This is a genomic window from Caulobacter sp. ErkDOM-C (assembly GCF_048541825.1).
Taxonomy (GTDB): domain Bacteria; phylum Pseudomonadota; class Alphaproteobacteria; order Caulobacterales; family Caulobacteraceae; genus Caulobacter.
On record NZ_CP183332.1, the window covers coordinates 430,858 to 447,625 of the forward strand.

Below are 16,768 nucleotides of genomic sequence, written 5' to 3' on the forward strand. Positions count from 1 at the left end.
CCTTCGCGGGGCGCGCTTCTTTCGTTTTGGGGGGTGACGGTTAACGCGTGAACACGCCCATCAGCAGCGGACGCGCGAACAGTTCGGCCGCTTCGTCCCGCTCGACCCCAGGCACCCAGGCGCCCAGAGAGGCGGCGGCGTTGAGCATCGAATTGATCATGTGGGCGGCGATCATAGGATCGACGGGTCGGATCGAGCCGTCGGCGATGCCGTCCGAGATCATTGCCGCGAACCGTTCGGAGCCCCGGCCATAGCCCTCGGCCATGTCGTGGCGGATATCGGTGGGCAGGGCGCCCATCGACGAAGCGCGCAGCAGGGGGCCGTGGTCCGACAACTGATAGGCCACCAGGGTCGCGGTGGCGGCGGCCACCTGGTCCCAGGACGATCCCTTGCTGGCGCGGGCGTCGACCTGCGACTTGCGGGTCACGGCGAAGGTGCGCTGGAAGCACTCCACCACCAGGGCGTCCTTGTCCTCGTGGTGGTGGTAGAATGAACCCTTGGTGACATTCAGCGCCGCCGAGATGTCCTCGACCGAGGCGCCGCGATAGCCGCGTTGATTGATCAGCCGGGTAGCGGCGACCAGGAAGGTCTCTCGCCATTCCTGGCCCTCGGACGAGACCGGGGTCGGATCGGGCAGGGCGGTTGGCGTCCAGGCGCGGCCGGGCGCGGCCAGGCCGCCGATCAGGATGTCGTAGATCTTGTCGCGGACGCGTTCATAGTCGTCCGGATCGTAGCGTCGCAGCCAGGTGCCAGACCAGAACACCTGCTCCATCAACAGGTGGGTGCGGGCGTTGCGCTGGCGCTTTTCCAGATGCTCGAAGCCCTCGCCCTCGAAGAAGCCGCGCACGCGGCGGAACAGGTCGTTGAAGGCGTTGGAGACCGACGAGCGCAACGGCTCCTTCAGGGCCTTGATCTCGGTGAAGCTGGTCAGGGGCGTCGCCTCGCCAAGTCGCACGCGCCGGTTCAGATCGAGATACAGATCGATGAAGGTCTTGAGGCGCGAGGGCGGATCGGGCTGGGCCGCCGCCTGGGCGATCATGGCGTCGAACCGCTCCAGGCCGCGCATGAAGCAGGCGGCCGCCAGATCGTCCTTCTTGCGGTAATAGTAGGTGACGCTGGTAGTGATCAGGCCCACGCGGGCGGCGACGTCGGCCAGGGTCATGCCGCGCACGCCCTGACGGTTGAGGATCGCCGTGGCCGCCGCCAGGATGGCTTCCTTCTTGCGCGCATAGCGCGCCGTGGCCACGCCCGCGATCCGTCCATCATCCATACGCAGGACCCCCGAAGCACCGTTTTACGCCGGTTGCTCGACTACTTGATGCAATTTAGGCGCGTCGAGAGGCGGCGCAAAGGCCGCGCCTCGATTATCTCGACAATAACAGGCCTTCGGATCCGGCGTTTTTCAGCTTTGTTGCAGAACGCCGATCGGCTGGGCGCCTTCGACGTCTTCTTGGGCGGCCTTGTTGCTCAGGTCCTTGCCCATCGGTGTTCCCTCGTTTTCAATAACCCTGCGCGGGACGCGTAGAGCGAACATCGCTTCACAAGGTCTCGTCGCCAACAAAGACAACGCCCTCCCTGCGGGGGCGGTCGCAGGGGAGATGTAGAATCGTGAGCACGCCTGAAGCTGTGGGGCTGTCGTCCGAGCGCCTGAAGCGCATCGAGACCTTCATCCAGGAAAAATACATCGACAGCGGCAAGCTGCCCTGCGCCCTGACCCAGGTCTGGCGACGCGGCCAGCTGGCCTATACGTCCGTGCTGGGATCGGCCGATATCGAGCGCGGCAAGCCGCTGAAGGCTGACAGCCTGTTTCGCATCTATTCGATGACCAAGCCCGTCACCAGCGTCGCCTTCATGATGCTGGTCGAGGAGGGCAAGGTCTCGCTCGATGATCCCGTCCATCGCTTCATTCCAGCCTGGCGCGACCTGGGGGTTTTCCAGGCGGGCGTGCTGGGCGCGTTCCAGACCAAGCGTTCGGCCGAGCCGATGCGGATGCTGGACCTGCTGCGCCACACCGCAGGCCTGACCTATGGCTTCCAGCAGCGCACCAATGTCGACGCCGCCTATCGCAAGCTGAAGCTGGACGGCATCGATAGCGAAGGCGGCCTGCAGGAGTTTGTCGACAGGCTGGGCACCGTGCCGCTGGAGTTCAGCCCCGGCGAGGCCTGGAACTATTCGGTGGCCACCGACGTGCTGGGCTATCTGGTCGAGAAGATCTCCGGCCAGCCCTTCGACGCCTTCCTCAAGAGCCGCATTTTCGATCCGCTGAAGATGGTCGACACCAGCTTTTTCGTACCGGAGAGCCAGCGCGCCCGCTTTACCGCCTGCTACGCCCTGACCCCGACGGGCAAGATCGTCCTGCAGGATGATCCGGAAAAGAGCCGCTACCTGACCGACCCCTCGGTCAAGTCGGGCGGCGGCGGCCTGGTCTCGACGGCTGACGACTATATGCGCTTCTGCCGCATGCTGCTGAACGGCGGCGAGCTGGACGGCGCGCGGCTGCTCAGCCCCAAGACCATCAGGCTGATGACCATCAATCACCTGCCGGGCGGCAAGGAACTGACCGCGCTGTCCAAGTCGCTGTTCAGCGAGGCGGTGTTCGAAGGCCTGGGCTTTGGCCTCGGCTTTGCGATGACGGTCGACCAGGCGCGGACCAAGAACATCGGCTCGCACGGCGAATATTTCTGGGGTGGCATGGCTTCGACGGCGTTCTGGATCGATCCGGTCGAGGACCTGGCGGTGGTGTTCATGACCCAGCTGATGCCGTCGACCGCCTACCCCATCCGGCGCGAGTTGCGGACGCTGGTCTATTCGGCGTTCACGGAGTCAGCGGCCTAGCGACAGGCACGAAAGAAAAACGGCGCGGGAGCCGGGCTCCCGCGCCGAAGTGCGCTTTACCTAAGTTCGACGCATTGGCCACAACGCGCCGCGCCCGCGCAAAAACCATGACTTCGAAATTCCGGGACGCTTGCAAGTCGCGTCCCAAGTCCCAGCTCCCACGCGTACGCCCTCCCCCAGCCCGATCGTTCTCATGGCAGTGGGGGTCCGACCGCGTTCAACGCGTCGTCCGCCCCCACGGACAATCTTGGCTGAAATTACTGTTTCGAACTTGTAGTATGTTCACCACGCCGTCAACGCCGGCTGCCCACAATTCGGGCGCCGCTTCGTCAGGCTGGACATCCGCGTCTGGCCGTGCAGGTTTTGTCTTCAAACAACCGTTCAAAAGAGCAGGGGTGGAAACCGCCATGACCGCGATCAACGCCGTCACCGATCTAACTGTCGAAGGCGACATCGGCGTCGTCACGCTGAACTCGCCGCCGGTCAACGCGCTGTCGGCCGCCGTACGCGAGGGGCTTTCGGGCGCCTTCGACGCGGCGATCGCCGATCCGGCCGTCAAGGCCATCGTGCTGATCTGCGAAGGCAAGACCTTCATCGCCGGCGCCGACATCACCGAGTTCGGCAAGGCCATGACCGGCCCGTCCCTGCAGGACGTGCAGAACACCATCGAAAACTCGCCCAAGCCGGTGATCGCCGCGATCCACGGCACGGTGCTGGGTGGCGGCCTGGAAGTGGCCTTGGTGGCGCACTACCGCGTCGCCGTGCCCTCGGCCAAGGGTGGTCTGCCCGAAGTGAACATCGGCTTGCTGCCGGGGGCCGGCGGCACCCAGCGCCTGCCGCGCATCGTCGGCGTCGAGAAGGCGCTGGAGATGGTCACCAGCGGTCAGCACGTGCCGGCCAAGGCCGCTCTTGCGATGGGTCTGTTCGACGAACTGGTCGAGGAGGGGAACCTCCGCGCCGGCGCCATCGCCTACGCCCAGAAGGTGCTGGCCGAGAAGCGGCCCCTGGCCAAGGTTCGCGAGCTGAACGCCAAGGTCGAGGCCGCCCGTGGCAAGCCTGAAATCTTCGAGGCCTTCCGCGCCGCCAACGCCAAGAAGTTCCGTGGCTTCATGGCTCCGGAAAACAACATCAAGTGCATCGAGGCGGCGGTGAACCTGCCCTTCGACGAAGGCCTGAAGGCCGAGCGCAGGCTGTTCATGGAGCTGATGACCGGCAGCCAGTCGGCCGCCCAGCGCCACGTGTTCTTCGCCGAACGTCAGGCCGCCAAGATCCCCGACGTGCCGGACGATACCGCCATCATCCCCGTCAAGAAGGTCGGCGTCATCGGCGCCGGCACCATGGGCGGCGGCATCTCGATGAACTTCCTCAACGCCGGCATCCCGGTGACGATCATCGAGATGAAGCAGGAAAACCTGGATCGCGGCGTCGCGGTGATCCGCAAGAACTACGAGAACACCGCCAAGAAGGGCCGCATCACCCAGGACGACGTCGAAAAGCGCATGGCGCTGCTGACGCCCTCGATGTCGCTGGAAGACCTGGCCGACTGCGACCTGATCATCGAGGCTGTGTTCGAGCTGATGGAGATCAAGAAGGAAGTGTTCGGCAAGCTGGACAAGATCGCCAAGCCCGGCGCGATCCTGGCCTCGAACACCTCGTATCTCGACATCGACGTGATCGCGGCCTCGACCTCGCGGCCGGAAAGCGTGATCGGCCTGCACTTCTTCTCGCCGGCCAATGTCATGCGCCTGCTGGAGATTGTCCGTGGCAAGAAGACCGACAAGTCGGTGATCGCCACCTCGATGCAGATCGGCAAGAAGATCGGCAAGGTCGCGGTGCTGGTCGGCAACTGCCATGGCTTCGTCGGAAACCGCATGCTGGCCCAGCGCCAGCGCGAGGCCCAGAAGCTGATCCTGGAAGGCGCCATGCCCTGGGATGTCGACCGGGTGCTCTACGACTTCGGCCTGCCCATGGGCCCGTTCGCCATGAGCGATCTGGCCGGCCTCGATATCGGCTGGGACGCTGCCAAGACCTCGTCTTCGACCGTGCGCGAAGTGCTGTGCGAGATGGACCGTCGCGGCCAGAAGAACGGCAAGGGCTTCTACGACTACGACGAAAACCGAGTGGCAAAGCCGTCGGCCATCGTCGAGGAAGTGATCCGCGACTTTGCCGAGAAGCGCCAGATCCAGCGCCGCGACATCACCGACCAGGAGATCCTGGAGCGGTGCCTCTACCCCATGGTCAATGAGGGCGCGAAGATCCTCGAAGAGGGCAAGGCCATCCGGGCGTCCGACATCGATACGGTGTGGCTCAACGGTTATGGCTGGCCGGTCTACACCGGCGGCCCGATGTTCTGGGGCGAACTGGTCGGCCTCGACAAGGTGCTGGCCAAGATGAAGGAATTCCACGCCACGCTGGGCGAGGACTTCAAGCCGTCGGCCCTGCTGGAGCGGCTGGTGGCCGAGGGCAAGGGCTTCAAGGACGCCTGATTTGAACCCTTCCCCCTTGATGGGGGAAGGGCAGGGTTGGGGGTGACGCGGCGGTTGGGCTTGCTGGGCCGCGCTTCATCCTGACCCGCTGTCACCCCCATCCCCGACCCTTCCCCCATCGAAGGGGGAAGGGAGAAGAAGAGCCTCCGCCCATGACCACCATCGCCGCCATGATGTCCGCCGACTATGGCGTGATGGGTGACATCCTGCGGCTGCGGGCGCAGGAACACCCCGACCATCCGGCCATCATCATGGAAACCGGCGAGGCGGTGACCTACGCCCAGTTCGACGCCCTGGTCGATCGCGTGGCGGCGGCCCTGCAACGCGACGGGATCGCGCCGGGTGAGGCGGTCGCGGTCTGTGCCCTCTCATCCATCCCCTATACGGCGGTGTTCCTGGGCGGCCTGCGGGCCGGGGCGGCTGTGGCGCCGATCGCGCCGTCCTCGACGCCCGATGCCATAGCCGGCATGGTCGCCGACTGCGGGGCCAAGCTGTTCTTCCTCGACGCCGGCGTGGCCGAGGCCCAGAAGCCCGCCCCGGTTCCGGTGCGCCTGATCGCGCTGGACGGCTCAAACGCGGGCGAGGCGTTCGACGCCTGGCTGGCTCCGGAAGGCGCAAAGCCAGCACCGGTCGAGATCGCGCCCGAAGCGCCGTTCAACATCATCTATTCCAGCGGCACCACCGGCACGCCCAAGGGCATCGTCCAGTCGCACGCCATGCGCTGGAAGCACGTGTTCCGGGGCGACGCGGTCGGTTATGGCCCTACGGCGGTCACGCTGCTGTCGACCCCGCTCTATTCCAACACCACCCTGGTCTGCTTCTTCCCCACCCTGGCGGGCGGCGGCACGGTGGTGCTGATGAAGAAGTTCGACGCCGGCAAATATCTGGAGCTGGCCCAGAAATACCGCATGAGCCACACCATGCTGGTGCCCGTGCAGTACCGCCGGCTGATGGAGCGGCCCGATTTCGACAGCTTTGACCTGTCGACCACCCACCTGAAGTTCTGCACCAGCGCGCCGTTCGCGGCCAACCTCAAGGCCGATGTGCTCAAGCGCTGGCCCGGCGGGCTGGTCGAGTATTTCGGCATGACCGAAGGCGGCGGCACCTGCATCCTGATGTGCCACGAGCACCCGGACAAGCTCCACACAGTGGGCCAGCCGGCGCCGGGCCATGACATCCGGCTGATCGACGAAGACGGCGTGCAGGTCGGGCCCGGCGTGGTCGGCGAGATCGTCGGGCGCTCGGCCGGCATGATGAACGGCTATCACGGCCAGCCGGGCAAGACCGCCGAGGCGACCTGGACCTGTCCCGAGGGGAAACGCTTCATCCGCACCGGCGATGTGGGCCGGTTCGACGAGGAGGGCTTCCTCACGCTGATGGACCGCAAGAAGGACATGATCATCAGCGGCGGCTTCAACATCTATCCCAGCGACCTGGAGGCCGAGATCGTCAAGCACGAGGCCGTTGCCGAGGCCGCCGTGGTCGGCGTGCCGTCCGACGCCTGGGGCGAGACGCCGGTCGCCTTCGTGGCCCTCAAGGCCGGGGTCAGCGCTAGCGCCGACGAGATCAAGACCTTCGTCAACAGTCGGGTGGGCAAGACCCAGCGGGTGGCGGAACTGTACCTGGTCGAGGCTTTGCCGCGCAGCCACATCGGCAAGGTTCTCAAGCGCGAACTGCGCGACTCATGGCAGGCTTCATCGAAAGCCTGAGCTTTTCCCCGCGACGGCGCGCCGCAGTGGGGCGAACGGAATCGGTTGTTACGGTTGCTTAACCATAAGGTGACGCCATAGGGCGGAACCGGTCTCTCGTGGAAGCGCCTACCCCATGCGTCCTTCGCCCGCCGCCACCCCCGTTCCGCAGCCGACCACCGCCAAGAAACGTGCGCCCGCCCTGCCGGTCGATTTCGACGCCGTGACCGAGGCCCTGCGCGCGGCCGGCCATGGTCCGGGCGAGGAGGCGGGCCTGATGTCGCGCTTCTGCCGCCCTGTCGCCGTGCGGGTGCTGTCGGATCATGCGCAGGCCGTCTCCGTCGCCCTGACCGCCCTGGGCGTTCGTCCTGGCGGCTATTGCGTGGTCTCTGCCCTGGCCTGCCCGCAGACCCTGGCCGGCGTTGACGCGGCGGGCCTCAAGCCCTGGCTGGTCGATGTCGACCCGTTCAGCTGGATGTTTGACCCCTCGCACCTGCGCGAGCGCCTGCCCGAGGCCCCCGGTCCGCTGGAAGCCATCCTGCCGGCCGGCGCCCATGGCCGCGCGCCCGATCTGCGCGCCTGGGCCGCCTTTCGCGACGAGACCGGCCTGCCGATCCTGGTCGAGGCCGTCGAGGCCTTCGACGTCATCCAGAGCGCCCCGGTGCCGGTCATTGTCGGCCTGCCCAGCGGCCAGGGCGTGTTCGTCGCCTGCGAGGACGCTACCCCGATCAACGCCATGGACGCCCCGCTGTTCGAAGGCGAGGCGGGCCTGGACCTGTGGCCGCAAAGGCGTCCGCGCCTGGCCACCGCCGCTCAGCGCCTGCGGGTTCTGCTGCTGGACGCGCCGATCGGTTTCCAGCCCGGCTGGGGCATGAGCTGGGTGTCCGAGACCTGCGCCTTCAGCCTGCCCGACGACACCGCCGCCGGCGTGCTGACAAAGCTCGGAGAGGCCGGCGTCGAAGCCATCGGCGCCTCGTTCCGCACCCGTGACATGGACGCCGACGAGACCCCGGTCGCTGACCGCCTGGCGGGTTCGGTGGTCGTGATCCGCATCGATCCGGACCTGGGCCTTGAGGCCCTCGACGATATCGCGGCGGTGCTGCGCAGCGCTGTGGCGGGCTAGTTTGCCGCCGCGTAGGCCTCGACGCCCGCGATCCGCTCGGCCTTTTCCGCCTCGCTAAGGAAGGACCCGGCGAAGCTGTTACGGGCCAGGGTCACCAGCTCGTCGCGGCTCAGGCCCACCGCCGTCGCCGTGGCCATGTAGTTCTCCAGCAGATAGCCGCCGAAATAGGCCGGGTCGTCGGAATTGACCGTGGCCTTCAGGCCCAGGTCCAGCATGCGCTTGAGGGGGTGCTCTTCCAGCGTCTTCACGCCGCACAGCTTCAGGTTCGACAGCGGGCAGACCGTCAGGGTCGTGCCATCGCGCACCAGCCGCGCCGTCAGGGCCTCGTCCTCCAGCGCCCGGTTGCCGTGGTCGATGCGGTCGACCTTCACCAGGTCGATGGCCTCCCAGACATAGGCGGGCGGGCCTTCTTCGCCGGCGTGGGCGACGATCTTCAGGCCCAGGTCGCGGGCCGCCTGGAAGACCCGGGCGAACTTGGCCGGCGGATGGCCGACCTCGGAGCTGTCCAGGCCCACGCCGACGATCTTGGCGATCCAGGGCTTGGCCTGCTCGAGTGTGGCGAAGGCGGCGTCCTCATCCAGATGGCGCAGGAAGCAGAGGATCAGCTTGGAGGTGACGCCCAGCGTCTTTTCGGCCTCGTCCATGCCGGCCAGCAGGCCGTTCATCACCACGTCTAAGGCGATGCCGCGATCGGTGTGGGTCTGGGGGTCGAAGAAGATCTCGGCATGGGTCCCGCCATCGGCCGACAGCCGCCGGAAATAGGCCAGGGCCAGGTCCTTGAAGTCCGCCTCCGTGATCAGCACGCCCGCGCCCTGGTAATAGATGTCCAGGAAGTCCTGCAGATTGGAGAAGGCGTAGGCCGCGCGGATCTCCTCGACCGACTTGTAGGGCAGGGTGATCCCGTTGCGCCTGGCCAGCTCGAACATCAGCTCGGGCTCGAGGCTGCCCTCGATGTGCATGTGCAGCTCGGCCTTGGGCAGGCCGCGAACGAAGGTGGTCAGGCTGGTGTCGGTCATGCAGGTTTATGATCGCACCAGCCGGTGGCGATCAACCATCATCGCGGCGCCGGGCTCGCAAAAGCGACCCGATAAACCCGACAGCCTCGAACCGGACATCGACGCGATAAATCCGGATACGTCCCGATAGACCCCTAAGGTCTCGGCGCCCCCCGCCGGGGCTGGAAATCACGCGGCGATATCGGTTAAGTCGGTCCCGTACTCAAGGTTGTCGCCGCGAAGGTCTCATGACTGTTTCTCAGAAGCTTCTGCCGGGCGTGCCGCTCATCGAATCGATGCTGTTTGCGGCCTCGCTGGACGACATGGGGCTGTCCAGCCGGGAGCGCGACATCGCCCTGCAGCTGAACGAGAAGGGTTTTGCGGTCTTTGACTTCCCCGACGAGGCGCTCGACCAGCGGATCGAGCGGATCATCGCGGCCCTGACGCCGGAATATGATCTGGAGCACTACCGCACCCACGGCGAGGCCCGGAAGGATCAGCGCGTGCAGGACGCCTGGCGCACCAACGAGGATGTGCGCGCCATCGCCGCCAACACGGTCGTGACCGATCTGCTGAGCAGGCTGTACGGCCGCCGCGCCTTCCCGTTCCAGACGCTGAACTTTCCCGTCGGGACCCAGCAGCACATCCATTCAGACTCGATCCACTTCTCGAGCATTCCCGAGCGCTTCATGTGCGGCGTGTGGCTGGCGATGGAGGATATCCATCCCGACGCTGGCCCGCTGGTCTACTATCCGGGCTCTCACAAGTGGCCGATCGTCTATAACGACATGATCGGCAAGGTGATCGGGGCCGGGGCCGACTTCATGGCCCAGAAGCCCTATGAAGACGTCTGGGACGCCATGGTCGAAGCCTCGGGCGCCAAGCCGGAGCTGTTCCAGCCCCAGAAGGGCCAGGCGCTGATCTGGGCCGCCAACCTGCTGCACGGCGGAAGTCGCCAGAACGATCCGACGCGGACGCGCTGGTCGCAGGTGACGCACTACTATTTCGACGACTGCGCCTATTACACGCCGGCTTTCTCCGATCCGCTGATGGGCAATCTGGACCTGCGCCAGATCGTCGACATCACCACCGGCCAGACCGCGCCGAACATCTATGTCGACCGCCCGGTCGAGCAGGTCGAGCGCCGGGCCCCAACCGTCGCGGCGGCGCAGCCCGCGCCGGTTCCCGGCAAGACGCCGCCGGACTTCGATCCGCAACGCTACCTGGCGCTCAATCCCGATGTGGCGGCGGCCCGCGTCGACGCCAGAAAGCACTATCTGCGCTTCGGCATCCGCGAGAACCGTCGCTACAAGTAGCAACCAGGGTTCGGTTGCGGCTTTGCGGGCTAGGCCTCAGGCAGGGGAATGAACTCGTCGTGGTCCAGGTCGGGCAGCTTCATGCGGCCGGCCTTCCAGTCGGCCTTGGCCTGCTCCAGCCGGTCCTTTGACGACGAGACGAAGTTCCATTCCATGAAGCGCGGCCCCACGGGTTCGCCGCCCAGCAGCATGACGGTCGAGGGCTCCAGGGCCTTGAAGACGATGGTCTGGCCCGGCGCGAACACGGCCATCTGCGGGGCGGTCAGTTCGCGGCCGTCCACCTCGACCCGGCCGCTGGCGACATAGGCCGCGCGCTCGGAATACTCGGCGGGCAGGGCGGCGGTGGTTCCGGCCGCCAGCTCCCAGTGCACGTAGAACAGCGGCGAAAAGACCGGCACATTGGTCTTGGCCCCGAAGGCCTCGCCGGCGATCAGCCGCGCCTTCAGGCCGCCGCTTTCGTAGGAGGGCAGGGCGGCGTCGCCTTGGTGGTGGCTGAAGGCGGGATCGACCTCCTCGAATTCCTGGGGCAGGGCGATCCAGGCCTGCATGCCGTCCATCCGGCCGCCCTGACGACGCAGGGTCTCGAAGCGCTCGGAATGGGTGATGCCCGACCCGGCGGTCATCCAGTTGACCTCGCCCGGCTTGATCACCGCCAGCGAGCCGACGCTGTCGCGGTGGGTGATCTCGCCCTGGAACAGATAGGTCAGGGTCGACAGGCCGATATGGGGGTGAGGCCGCACATCGGCGCTCTTGGGAAAGCCCGGCGCGAACTCGGCAGGGCCCATATGGTCGAGAAAGACGAAGGGGCCGACCATGCGGTGGGCGTGGAACGGCAGGATGCGCCCGACCTCGAAATTGCCGATGTCGTGACGGCGGGCTTCGATAACGAGGTCGATCATGGAGGGCTCCGGCCAAGATTGGCGGGAGATTCTCATGAGTTGCGGCGGGCGTCTTGTCGAAAAGCGCCGCTAGTGCGTGACCTTGATCGCCATCACCCGCGCCGCTCCGGGCGCGGCCGTCTTCAGCCCATCGTCGCCGAAATCGGTCCATTGGCTGCGCGCCACGAAGACGAAGTCGTCGCCGCGTATCGCGCCGCTGGTCGGCTCATCGAGGTCGGGCAGGCTGGCGGCCAGGGTCTCGACGCGGGTCAGGCGCTTGCCGTCGGGTGTCGGCCAGAGGCGAAGCAGCCGCTGGGGCGCGACGCCGTTCTGGACGGCGATCAGGGTTTGGCCGGTGCGGGTCAGGCCATCGACGCCCAGCAGGGTGACGTCGGGCGGCGTGGCGACGGGCGTCACCGCGCCGCTGGCGAGGTTGATGACGTGCAGGCCGCTGGAATAGTCGGCGACCAGCAGATGCTTGCCGTCGGCCGCCAGGGCCAGGCCCTGGGGCGAGCCGAGCTCTGGCGATGAGACCAGTCGATCCAGCGCCTTGGCTCCCGGCTCTAGTCGCCAAACCTCGCCGCCCAGCGAGTTTGAGGCATAGACCGCGCCGTCGGGGCCCACGGTCAGGTCGCCCAGCTGGCGCTTGGTCCCGTCAGCGGGCGGTGCGTAGCGGGCCAGGATCTTGCCGGTGTCCAGATCGATCCGCAGCAGGGCGATCGCGTCCAGATCGGCAGCGGCGACGCCCTTGGCCTGGAGCGTGGCGGCGGTCAGGGCCCATAGAATCCGACGCGGCGCATCTATGGCGATACCGAACACGCCCCAGATGTCGTCTGAGGGGGCCGTAAACTCTGAGACCGCGCCGTCCTTGCCGATGGCGACGATCCGTCGGGCGTGGATCTGGCTGACCAGCAGGCGGCCGGCCTTGCTGTCATAGGCGACGCTCTCGGCCAGGACAGGTCCGGCGAAATCCGCGACCGGCTTCAGTGCGCCGATCGGCTGGCGGTTGGCGGCGACCCGTGCGGCGACCGGGGCGTAGTCGGCTCGGTCGGCCAGAGCCTTGAGGAGCGGATCGGCGGGGGCGTTGTGGATCAGGCCCATGGCCGCGTGGCGGGCCAGCAGGGCGACGGCGCCGGCGGGATCGTCGGCGGCCTTCAGGCGGGCCAGCAGCAGGATGGCTCCGGGGTGCGACGGCAGGGTCGTCACCGCCTCGCTGATGCGGGCTTGAGCCGCAGCCATATCGCCAGCCTTGGCGGCGGCCAGGCCCTCAGCGCGCAGGCGGCGGAAGGCGTCCAGCCGTCCTTCGGCCAGGGACGGCGTGGTCAGGGCAAAGGCGAGCGCGCCGACGGCGACGCCCGCGAGCGCCCTAGCCCAGGGGGCTGACATAGGGGCTGACGAGACCCAGCGGTACGGCGGTGGAGTTCTTGACCCCCCGGATGACGATGCGGCTCTCGATGTTGCTGACCAGGCCCAGCGACAGCAGCTTGTCGCGGAGGAACTCATCGAAGGCGCGCATGTCGCGGGTGACGATGCGCATCTCGTAGTCAGCCGAGCCCGTGACGGTCGCGCACTGCACCACCTCGGCCCACTTGCTGACGGCCTGCTCGAACGTGTCGAGGTTCTCCTTGGTGGGCAGCGACAGCTTGACGGTGCAGTAGACCTCGAAGCCCAGGCCCAGCTTCTCGCGGTCCAGAATCGTGACGCGCCGCTGGATGACGCCGGCGTCTTCCAGCCTTTTGATCCGCCGCCAGCACGGGCTGGACGACAATCCGACTCGCTCCGCGATCTCCGCGACAGACAGTCCGGCGTCGTGCTGGATGAGATCGAGGATCTTGGCATCCACGGCGTCGAGTTGTTCGGACAAGAATTCCTCCCCCAGAGGTCGTTTAGCGCGGTGATCATGCCGAAAGCGGCCATGGGTAGGGCACGCCTTGGGCAAACAATTTCCCTGTTTCTATAAGATATTGCTACGCGGGCGAGAAGACCCGGGAGGAATTTTTTTGCCATGAGGCACTCGGAAGTCACTCTAGACGACAAATATCTTCTCGAAGATGGTCGCGCCTTCATCACCGGCGTGCAGGCGCTGATCCGGGTTTTGCTCGATCGCAAGCGCCTGGACCGCAAGGCGGGGTTGAATACGGCGGGCTTTCTCTCCGGCTATCGCGGCTCGCCGCTGGGGGGGCTGGACCAGCAGGCCGCGCGCCTGAGCAAGCTGCTCACCGCCCACGATGTGGTCTTCAAGGAAGGCCTCAACGAGGACCTGGCCGCCACCGCTGTATGGGGCAGCCAGCAGGCCAACCTGTTCCCGGGCGCGACCCATGATGGCGTGTTCGGCATGTGGTACGGCAAGGCGCCCGGCGTCGACCGTACCGGCGACGTCTTCAAGCACGCCAATTTCGCCGGCAGCTTCCCGACCGGCGGCGTGCTGGCCGTGGCGGGCGATGACCATGCCTGCAAAAGCTCGACCCTGCCGTCGCAGTCCGAGTTTGCCTTCCAGGACTTCGAAATGCCGGTGCTGTCGCCGGCCGACGTGCAGGAAGTGCTCGACTACGGCCTGATGGGGATCGCGATGTCGCGGTTCACCGGCCTGTGGACCGGCATGATCGCCCTGGCCGACACCATGGACAGCGGCGTGACCATCGACGTTTCGCTGGACCGCCACCAGATCATCATCCCCGACTTCGCCATGCCGCCCGGCGGTCTGGGCATCCGGCTGAAGGACCAGCCGATGGAGAAGGAGCGCCGCCTCCGCCTCCACAAGATCCCCGCCGCCCTGGCCTTCGCCCGCGCCAACCACATCGACCGCGTGGTGCTGGGCGCCTCGCATGTCCGCGTCGGCAAGGCGCGTCTGGGCATCGTCTGCCAGGGCCAGGCCTACAAGGACGTGCTGGAGGCCTTCACGGCCATGGGCATGACCCTGCAGGAAGCCGCCGACCTGGGCGTGTCGATCTACAAGGTCGGCATGCCCTGGCCGCTGGAGCCCCTGGGCATCCGCGCCTTCGCCGCCGGCCTCGAGACCCTGATGGTCATCGAGCACAAGCGCGGCCTGATCGAGCCCCAGGCCCGGGCCGCGCTCTACGACCTGCCCGCGCAAGCTCGCCCGCGCATCATCGGCAAGACCGACGAGCACCACCATCCGCTGCTGTCGGAACTGGGCTCGCTGTCGGTCGCCGAAATCGCCCTGGCCATCTATGACCGCCTGCCCGACGGGCCGCACATGGAACGGGCCCGCGCCTATCTGGACCGCGTCTCGGCCGCCGGCGTCGCCGCCGTCAGCCTCGCGGCCGACCAGGCCCGCAAGCCGTTCTTCTGCTCGGGTTGCCCGCACAATACCTCGACCAAGCTGCCGGAAGGCTCGCGGGCCCTGGCTGGCATCGGCTGCCACTATATGGCCGGCTTCAACGATCCCTCGACCGACCTCAACACCCACATGGGCGGCGAGGGTCTGACCTGGGTCGGCGCTGCGCCGTTCACCACCGAAAAGCACGTCTTCCAGAACCTGGGCGACGGCACCTACAATCACTCGGGATCCCTGGCGATCCGGGCGGCGATCGCGGCCAAGGCCAACATCACCTACAAGCTGCTGTTCAACGACGCCGTCGCCATGACCGGCGGCCAGAAGGCCGAGAGCGGCTTCACCCCCGCCCAGATCACCCGCCAGCTGGCCTCCGAGGGCGTCACCAAGACGGTCATCGTCGTCGACGAGCTGGAGCGCTATGCCGAGGTCAAGGACCTGGCGCCTGGCGTCGAGGTCTTCCCACGCTCCGAGCTGATGACCGTGCAGAAGATGCTGCGCGACACGGTCGGGACCACGGTGCTGCTCTATGACCAGACCTGCGCCACCGAAAAGCGCCGCCGCCGCAAGCGTGGCACCATGGCCAAGGCCACGCAGCGCGTGTTCATCAACCCGCTGGTCTGCGAAGGCTGCGGCGACTGTTCGGTGAAGTCCAACTGCGTCTCGGTCGAGCCGCTGGACACCGAGTTTGGCCGCAAGCGCAAGATCAACCAGTCCAGCTGCAATCAGGACTATTCCTGCGTCGAGGGCTTCTGCCCTTCGTTCATCACCCTGGAAGGGGCCGAGGGCGCGCAGTCGAAAAAGGCGCCCGCCGCCCTGACGGCCGACTCGACGCCGCTGCCGGAATTCGAACCGCTGACCGGCGTGCGCAAGATCCTGTTCACCGGCGTGGGCGGCACCGGCGTCACCACCGTCGCCTCGATCCTGGCCATGGCCGCCCATATCGACGGGCGCTCGGGCAGCGTCGTGGACATGACCGGTCTGGCCCAGAAGGGCGGCTCGGTGTTCAGCCACGTCAAGATCGGCGAGACCGAAGACACCGTGGTCGGCGGCCGCGTGCCGGCCGCCAGCACCGATGTGCTGATCGCCTGCGATTTGCTGGTGGCCGCCTCGCCCGAGGGCCTGTCGCTCTACGCCAAGGACCGCACCGCCGCCTTCGGCAACAGCGATTTCGCGCCCACGGCCGACTTCGTCACCAGCCGCGACGTCAAGTTCGACAGCGGCGCCATGGCCCGCCGGGTCAAGGCGGCGTCAAAGAGCTTCGACGCCTGCCCGGCCCAGCACCTGGCCGAAAGCCAGTTCGGCGACGCCATCTTTGCCAACATGATCATGGTCGGCTTTGCCTGGCAGCGCGGCGTGATTCCGGTCTCCAGCCGTGCCCTCTACCGGGCCATCAAGCTGAACGGGGTCGAGGCCGACGCCAACCTGCAGGCCTTCGAGCTGGGTCGCCGCATCGCTCACGATCCCACGGCCGCCGGCCCCAAGGTCGACGCTGTGGCCACGCCTGAAACGATGTCGCTGGACGACCTTATCGCCAAGCGCACCATCGAGCTGACCGGCTATCAGAACGCCGCCTATGCGGAACGCTACGCCACCAAGGTCGCCAAGGTGCGCTTGGCCGAGGTCGCGGTCAGCGGCGACGAAAGCGCCCTGCCGCTGACCCGCGCGGCGGCGGTCAATCTCTACAAGCTGATGGCCTACAAGGACGAATACGAGGTCGCCCGTCTGTATACGGATGGTCGCTTCGCGGCCGAACTGGCCGGGACGTTCAAGGGCGGCAAGGCCAGGGTCTGGCTGGCTCCGCCCATCATCGGCGCCAAGGGTCCGGACGGCAAGCCGAAGAAGATCGCCTTCGGCGGCTGGATGCTCGACTACGCCTTCCCGCTGATGGCGAAGATGAAGGGCCTGCGCGGCGGTTCGTTCGACATCTTCGGCAAGACCGAAGAGCGCCGGATGGAACGCGGCCTGATGGCGGACTACGCGGTCACGCTGGACCGCCTGTCAGCCGGCTTGCGGCCCGAGAGCCTGCCGCTGGCGGTGAAGATCGCCGAAATCCCGCAGGCCATCCGCGGCTATGGCCACGTCAAGGAGGCGTCGGTGGTCACGGCCAAGGCGGCCGAGGCCAAGCTGTGGGAGCAGTGGGCGGGGTGAG

Annotated in this window: 11 protein-coding genes; 6 read left to right on the plus strand and 5 right to left on the minus strand. The window is 66.8% G+C overall.

Annotated features, from left to right (window positions below; genetic code table 11):
• Positions 1 to 40: 40 nt before the first annotated feature.
• Positions 41 to 1,270, minus strand: a complete 1,230-nt coding sequence (locus tag ACN2C8_RS02050) for a TetR/AcrR family transcriptional regulator (RefSeq protein ID WP_419254140.1) — start codon at positions 1,268 to 1,270, stop codon at positions 41 to 43.
• Positions 1,271 to 1,608: 338 nt separating this feature from the next.
• Between ACN2C8_RS02050 and ACN2C8_RS02055 the strand changes: the two genes are divergently transcribed.
• The 4 genes from ACN2C8_RS02055 to ACN2C8_RS02070 all read left to right on the plus strand — a co-directional run bounded on the left by ACN2C8_RS02055 (position 1,609) and on the right by ACN2C8_RS02070 (position 8,132).
• Complete coding sequence (locus ACN2C8_RS02055; protein WP_419254141.1) at positions 1,609 to 2,835, plus strand: serine hydrolase domain-containing protein; 1,227 nt, start codon at positions 1,609 to 1,611, stop codon at positions 2,833 to 2,835.
• A gap of 395 nt (positions 2,836 to 3,230) precedes the next feature.
• Positions 3,231 to 5,321: a 3-hydroxyacyl-CoA dehydrogenase NAD-binding domain-containing protein gene (locus ACN2C8_RS02060; protein ID WP_419254142.1), complete on the plus strand. Its 2,091-nt coding sequence runs from the start codon at positions 3,231 to 3,233 to the stop codon at positions 5,319 to 5,321.
• Between the two features lie 152 nt (positions 5,322 to 5,473).
• Complete coding sequence (locus ACN2C8_RS02065) at positions 5,474 to 7,030, plus strand: class I adenylate-forming enzyme family protein (protein ID WP_419254143.1); 1,557 nt, start codon at positions 5,474 to 5,476, stop codon at positions 7,028 to 7,030.
• A gap of 115 nt (positions 7,031 to 7,145) precedes the next feature.
• Positions 7,146 to 8,132, plus strand: a complete 987-nt coding sequence (locus ACN2C8_RS02070) for a DegT/DnrJ/EryC1/StrS family aminotransferase (protein ID WP_419254144.1) — start codon at positions 7,146 to 7,148, stop codon at positions 8,130 to 8,132.
• Here ACN2C8_RS02070 and ACN2C8_RS02075 read toward each other — a convergent pair.
• The gene (locus tag ACN2C8_RS02075; RefSeq protein ID WP_419254145.1) at positions 8,129 to 9,148 is read right to left on the minus strand and encodes an adenosine deaminase; all 1,020 of its coding nucleotides are present in this window, start codon (positions 9,146 to 9,148) and stop codon (positions 8,129 to 8,131) included. The two genes, ACN2C8_RS02070 and ACN2C8_RS02075, sit on opposite strands and share 4 nt — an antisense overlap.
• A 227-nt stretch (positions 9,149 to 9,375) precedes the next feature.
• Between ACN2C8_RS02075 and ACN2C8_RS02080 the strand changes: the two genes are divergently transcribed.
• Entirely contained in the window at positions 9,376 to 10,443 is a 1,068-nt protein-coding gene (locus ACN2C8_RS02080) for a phytanoyl-CoA dioxygenase family protein (RefSeq protein ID WP_419254146.1), read from the plus strand.
• 29 nt (positions 10,444 to 10,472) lie between these two features.
• Here ACN2C8_RS02080 and ACN2C8_RS02085 read toward each other — a convergent pair whose 3' ends face one another.
• From ACN2C8_RS02085 to ACN2C8_RS02095, 3 genes are all read right to left on the minus strand, one after another.
• Positions 10,473 to 11,342, minus strand: a complete 870-nt coding sequence (locus ACN2C8_RS02085) for a pirin family protein (protein ID WP_419254147.1) — start codon at positions 11,340 to 11,342, stop codon at positions 10,473 to 10,475.
• 69 nt (positions 11,343 to 11,411) lie between these two features.
• Complete coding sequence (locus ACN2C8_RS02090) at positions 11,412 to 12,707, minus strand: SMP-30/gluconolactonase/LRE family protein (protein ID WP_419254148.1); 1,296 nt, start codon at positions 12,705 to 12,707, stop codon at positions 11,412 to 11,414.
• Positions 12,688 to 13,185, minus strand: a complete 498-nt coding sequence (locus ACN2C8_RS02095; protein WP_419254149.1) for an Lrp/AsnC family transcriptional regulator — start codon at positions 13,183 to 13,185, stop codon at positions 12,688 to 12,690. Before ACN2C8_RS02095 ends, ACN2C8_RS02090 begins: the two co-directional genes overlap by 20 nt.
• A 141-nt stretch (positions 13,186 to 13,326) precedes the next feature.
• Between ACN2C8_RS02095 and ACN2C8_RS02100 the strand changes: the two genes are divergently transcribed.
• Positions 13,327 to 16,767 (plus strand): indolepyruvate ferredoxin oxidoreductase family protein, encoded by a 3,441-nt coding sequence (locus tag ACN2C8_RS02100; RefSeq protein WP_419254150.1) that lies wholly within the window; start codon positions 13,327 to 13,329, stop codon positions 16,765 to 16,767.
• Position 16,768 lies beyond the last annotated feature (1 nt).

Coding starts and splice junctions, on each gene's coding strand:
- ACN2C8_RS02090 (WP_419254148.1), bottom strand. CDS start 12,707: ATGTCAGCCCCCTGGGCTAGGGCGCTCGCGGGCGTCGCCGTCGGCGCG.
- ACN2C8_RS02070 (WP_419254144.1), top strand. CDS start 7,146: ATGCGTCCTTCGCCCGCCGCCACCCCCGTTCCGCAGCCGACCACCGCC.
- ACN2C8_RS02065 (WP_419254143.1), top strand. CDS start 5,474: ATGACCACCATCGCCGCCATGATGTCCGCCGACTATGGCGTGATGGGT.
- ACN2C8_RS02100 (WP_419254150.1), top strand. CDS start 13,327: ATGAGGCACTCGGAAGTCACTCTAGACGACAAATATCTTCTCGAAGAT.
- ACN2C8_RS02080 (WP_419254146.1), top strand. CDS start 9,376: ATGACTGTTTCTCAGAAGCTTCTGCCGGGCGTGCCGCTCATCGAATCG.
- ACN2C8_RS02075 (WP_419254145.1), bottom strand. CDS start 9,148: ATGACCGACACCAGCCTGACCACCTTCGTTCGCGGCCTGCCCAAGGCC.
- ACN2C8_RS02085 (WP_419254147.1), bottom strand. CDS start 11,342: ATGATCGACCTCGTTATCGAAGCCCGCCGTCACGACATCGGCAATTTC.
- ACN2C8_RS02050 (WP_419254140.1), bottom strand. CDS start 1,270: ATGGATGATGGACGGATCGCGGGCGTGGCCACGGCGCGCTATGCGCGC.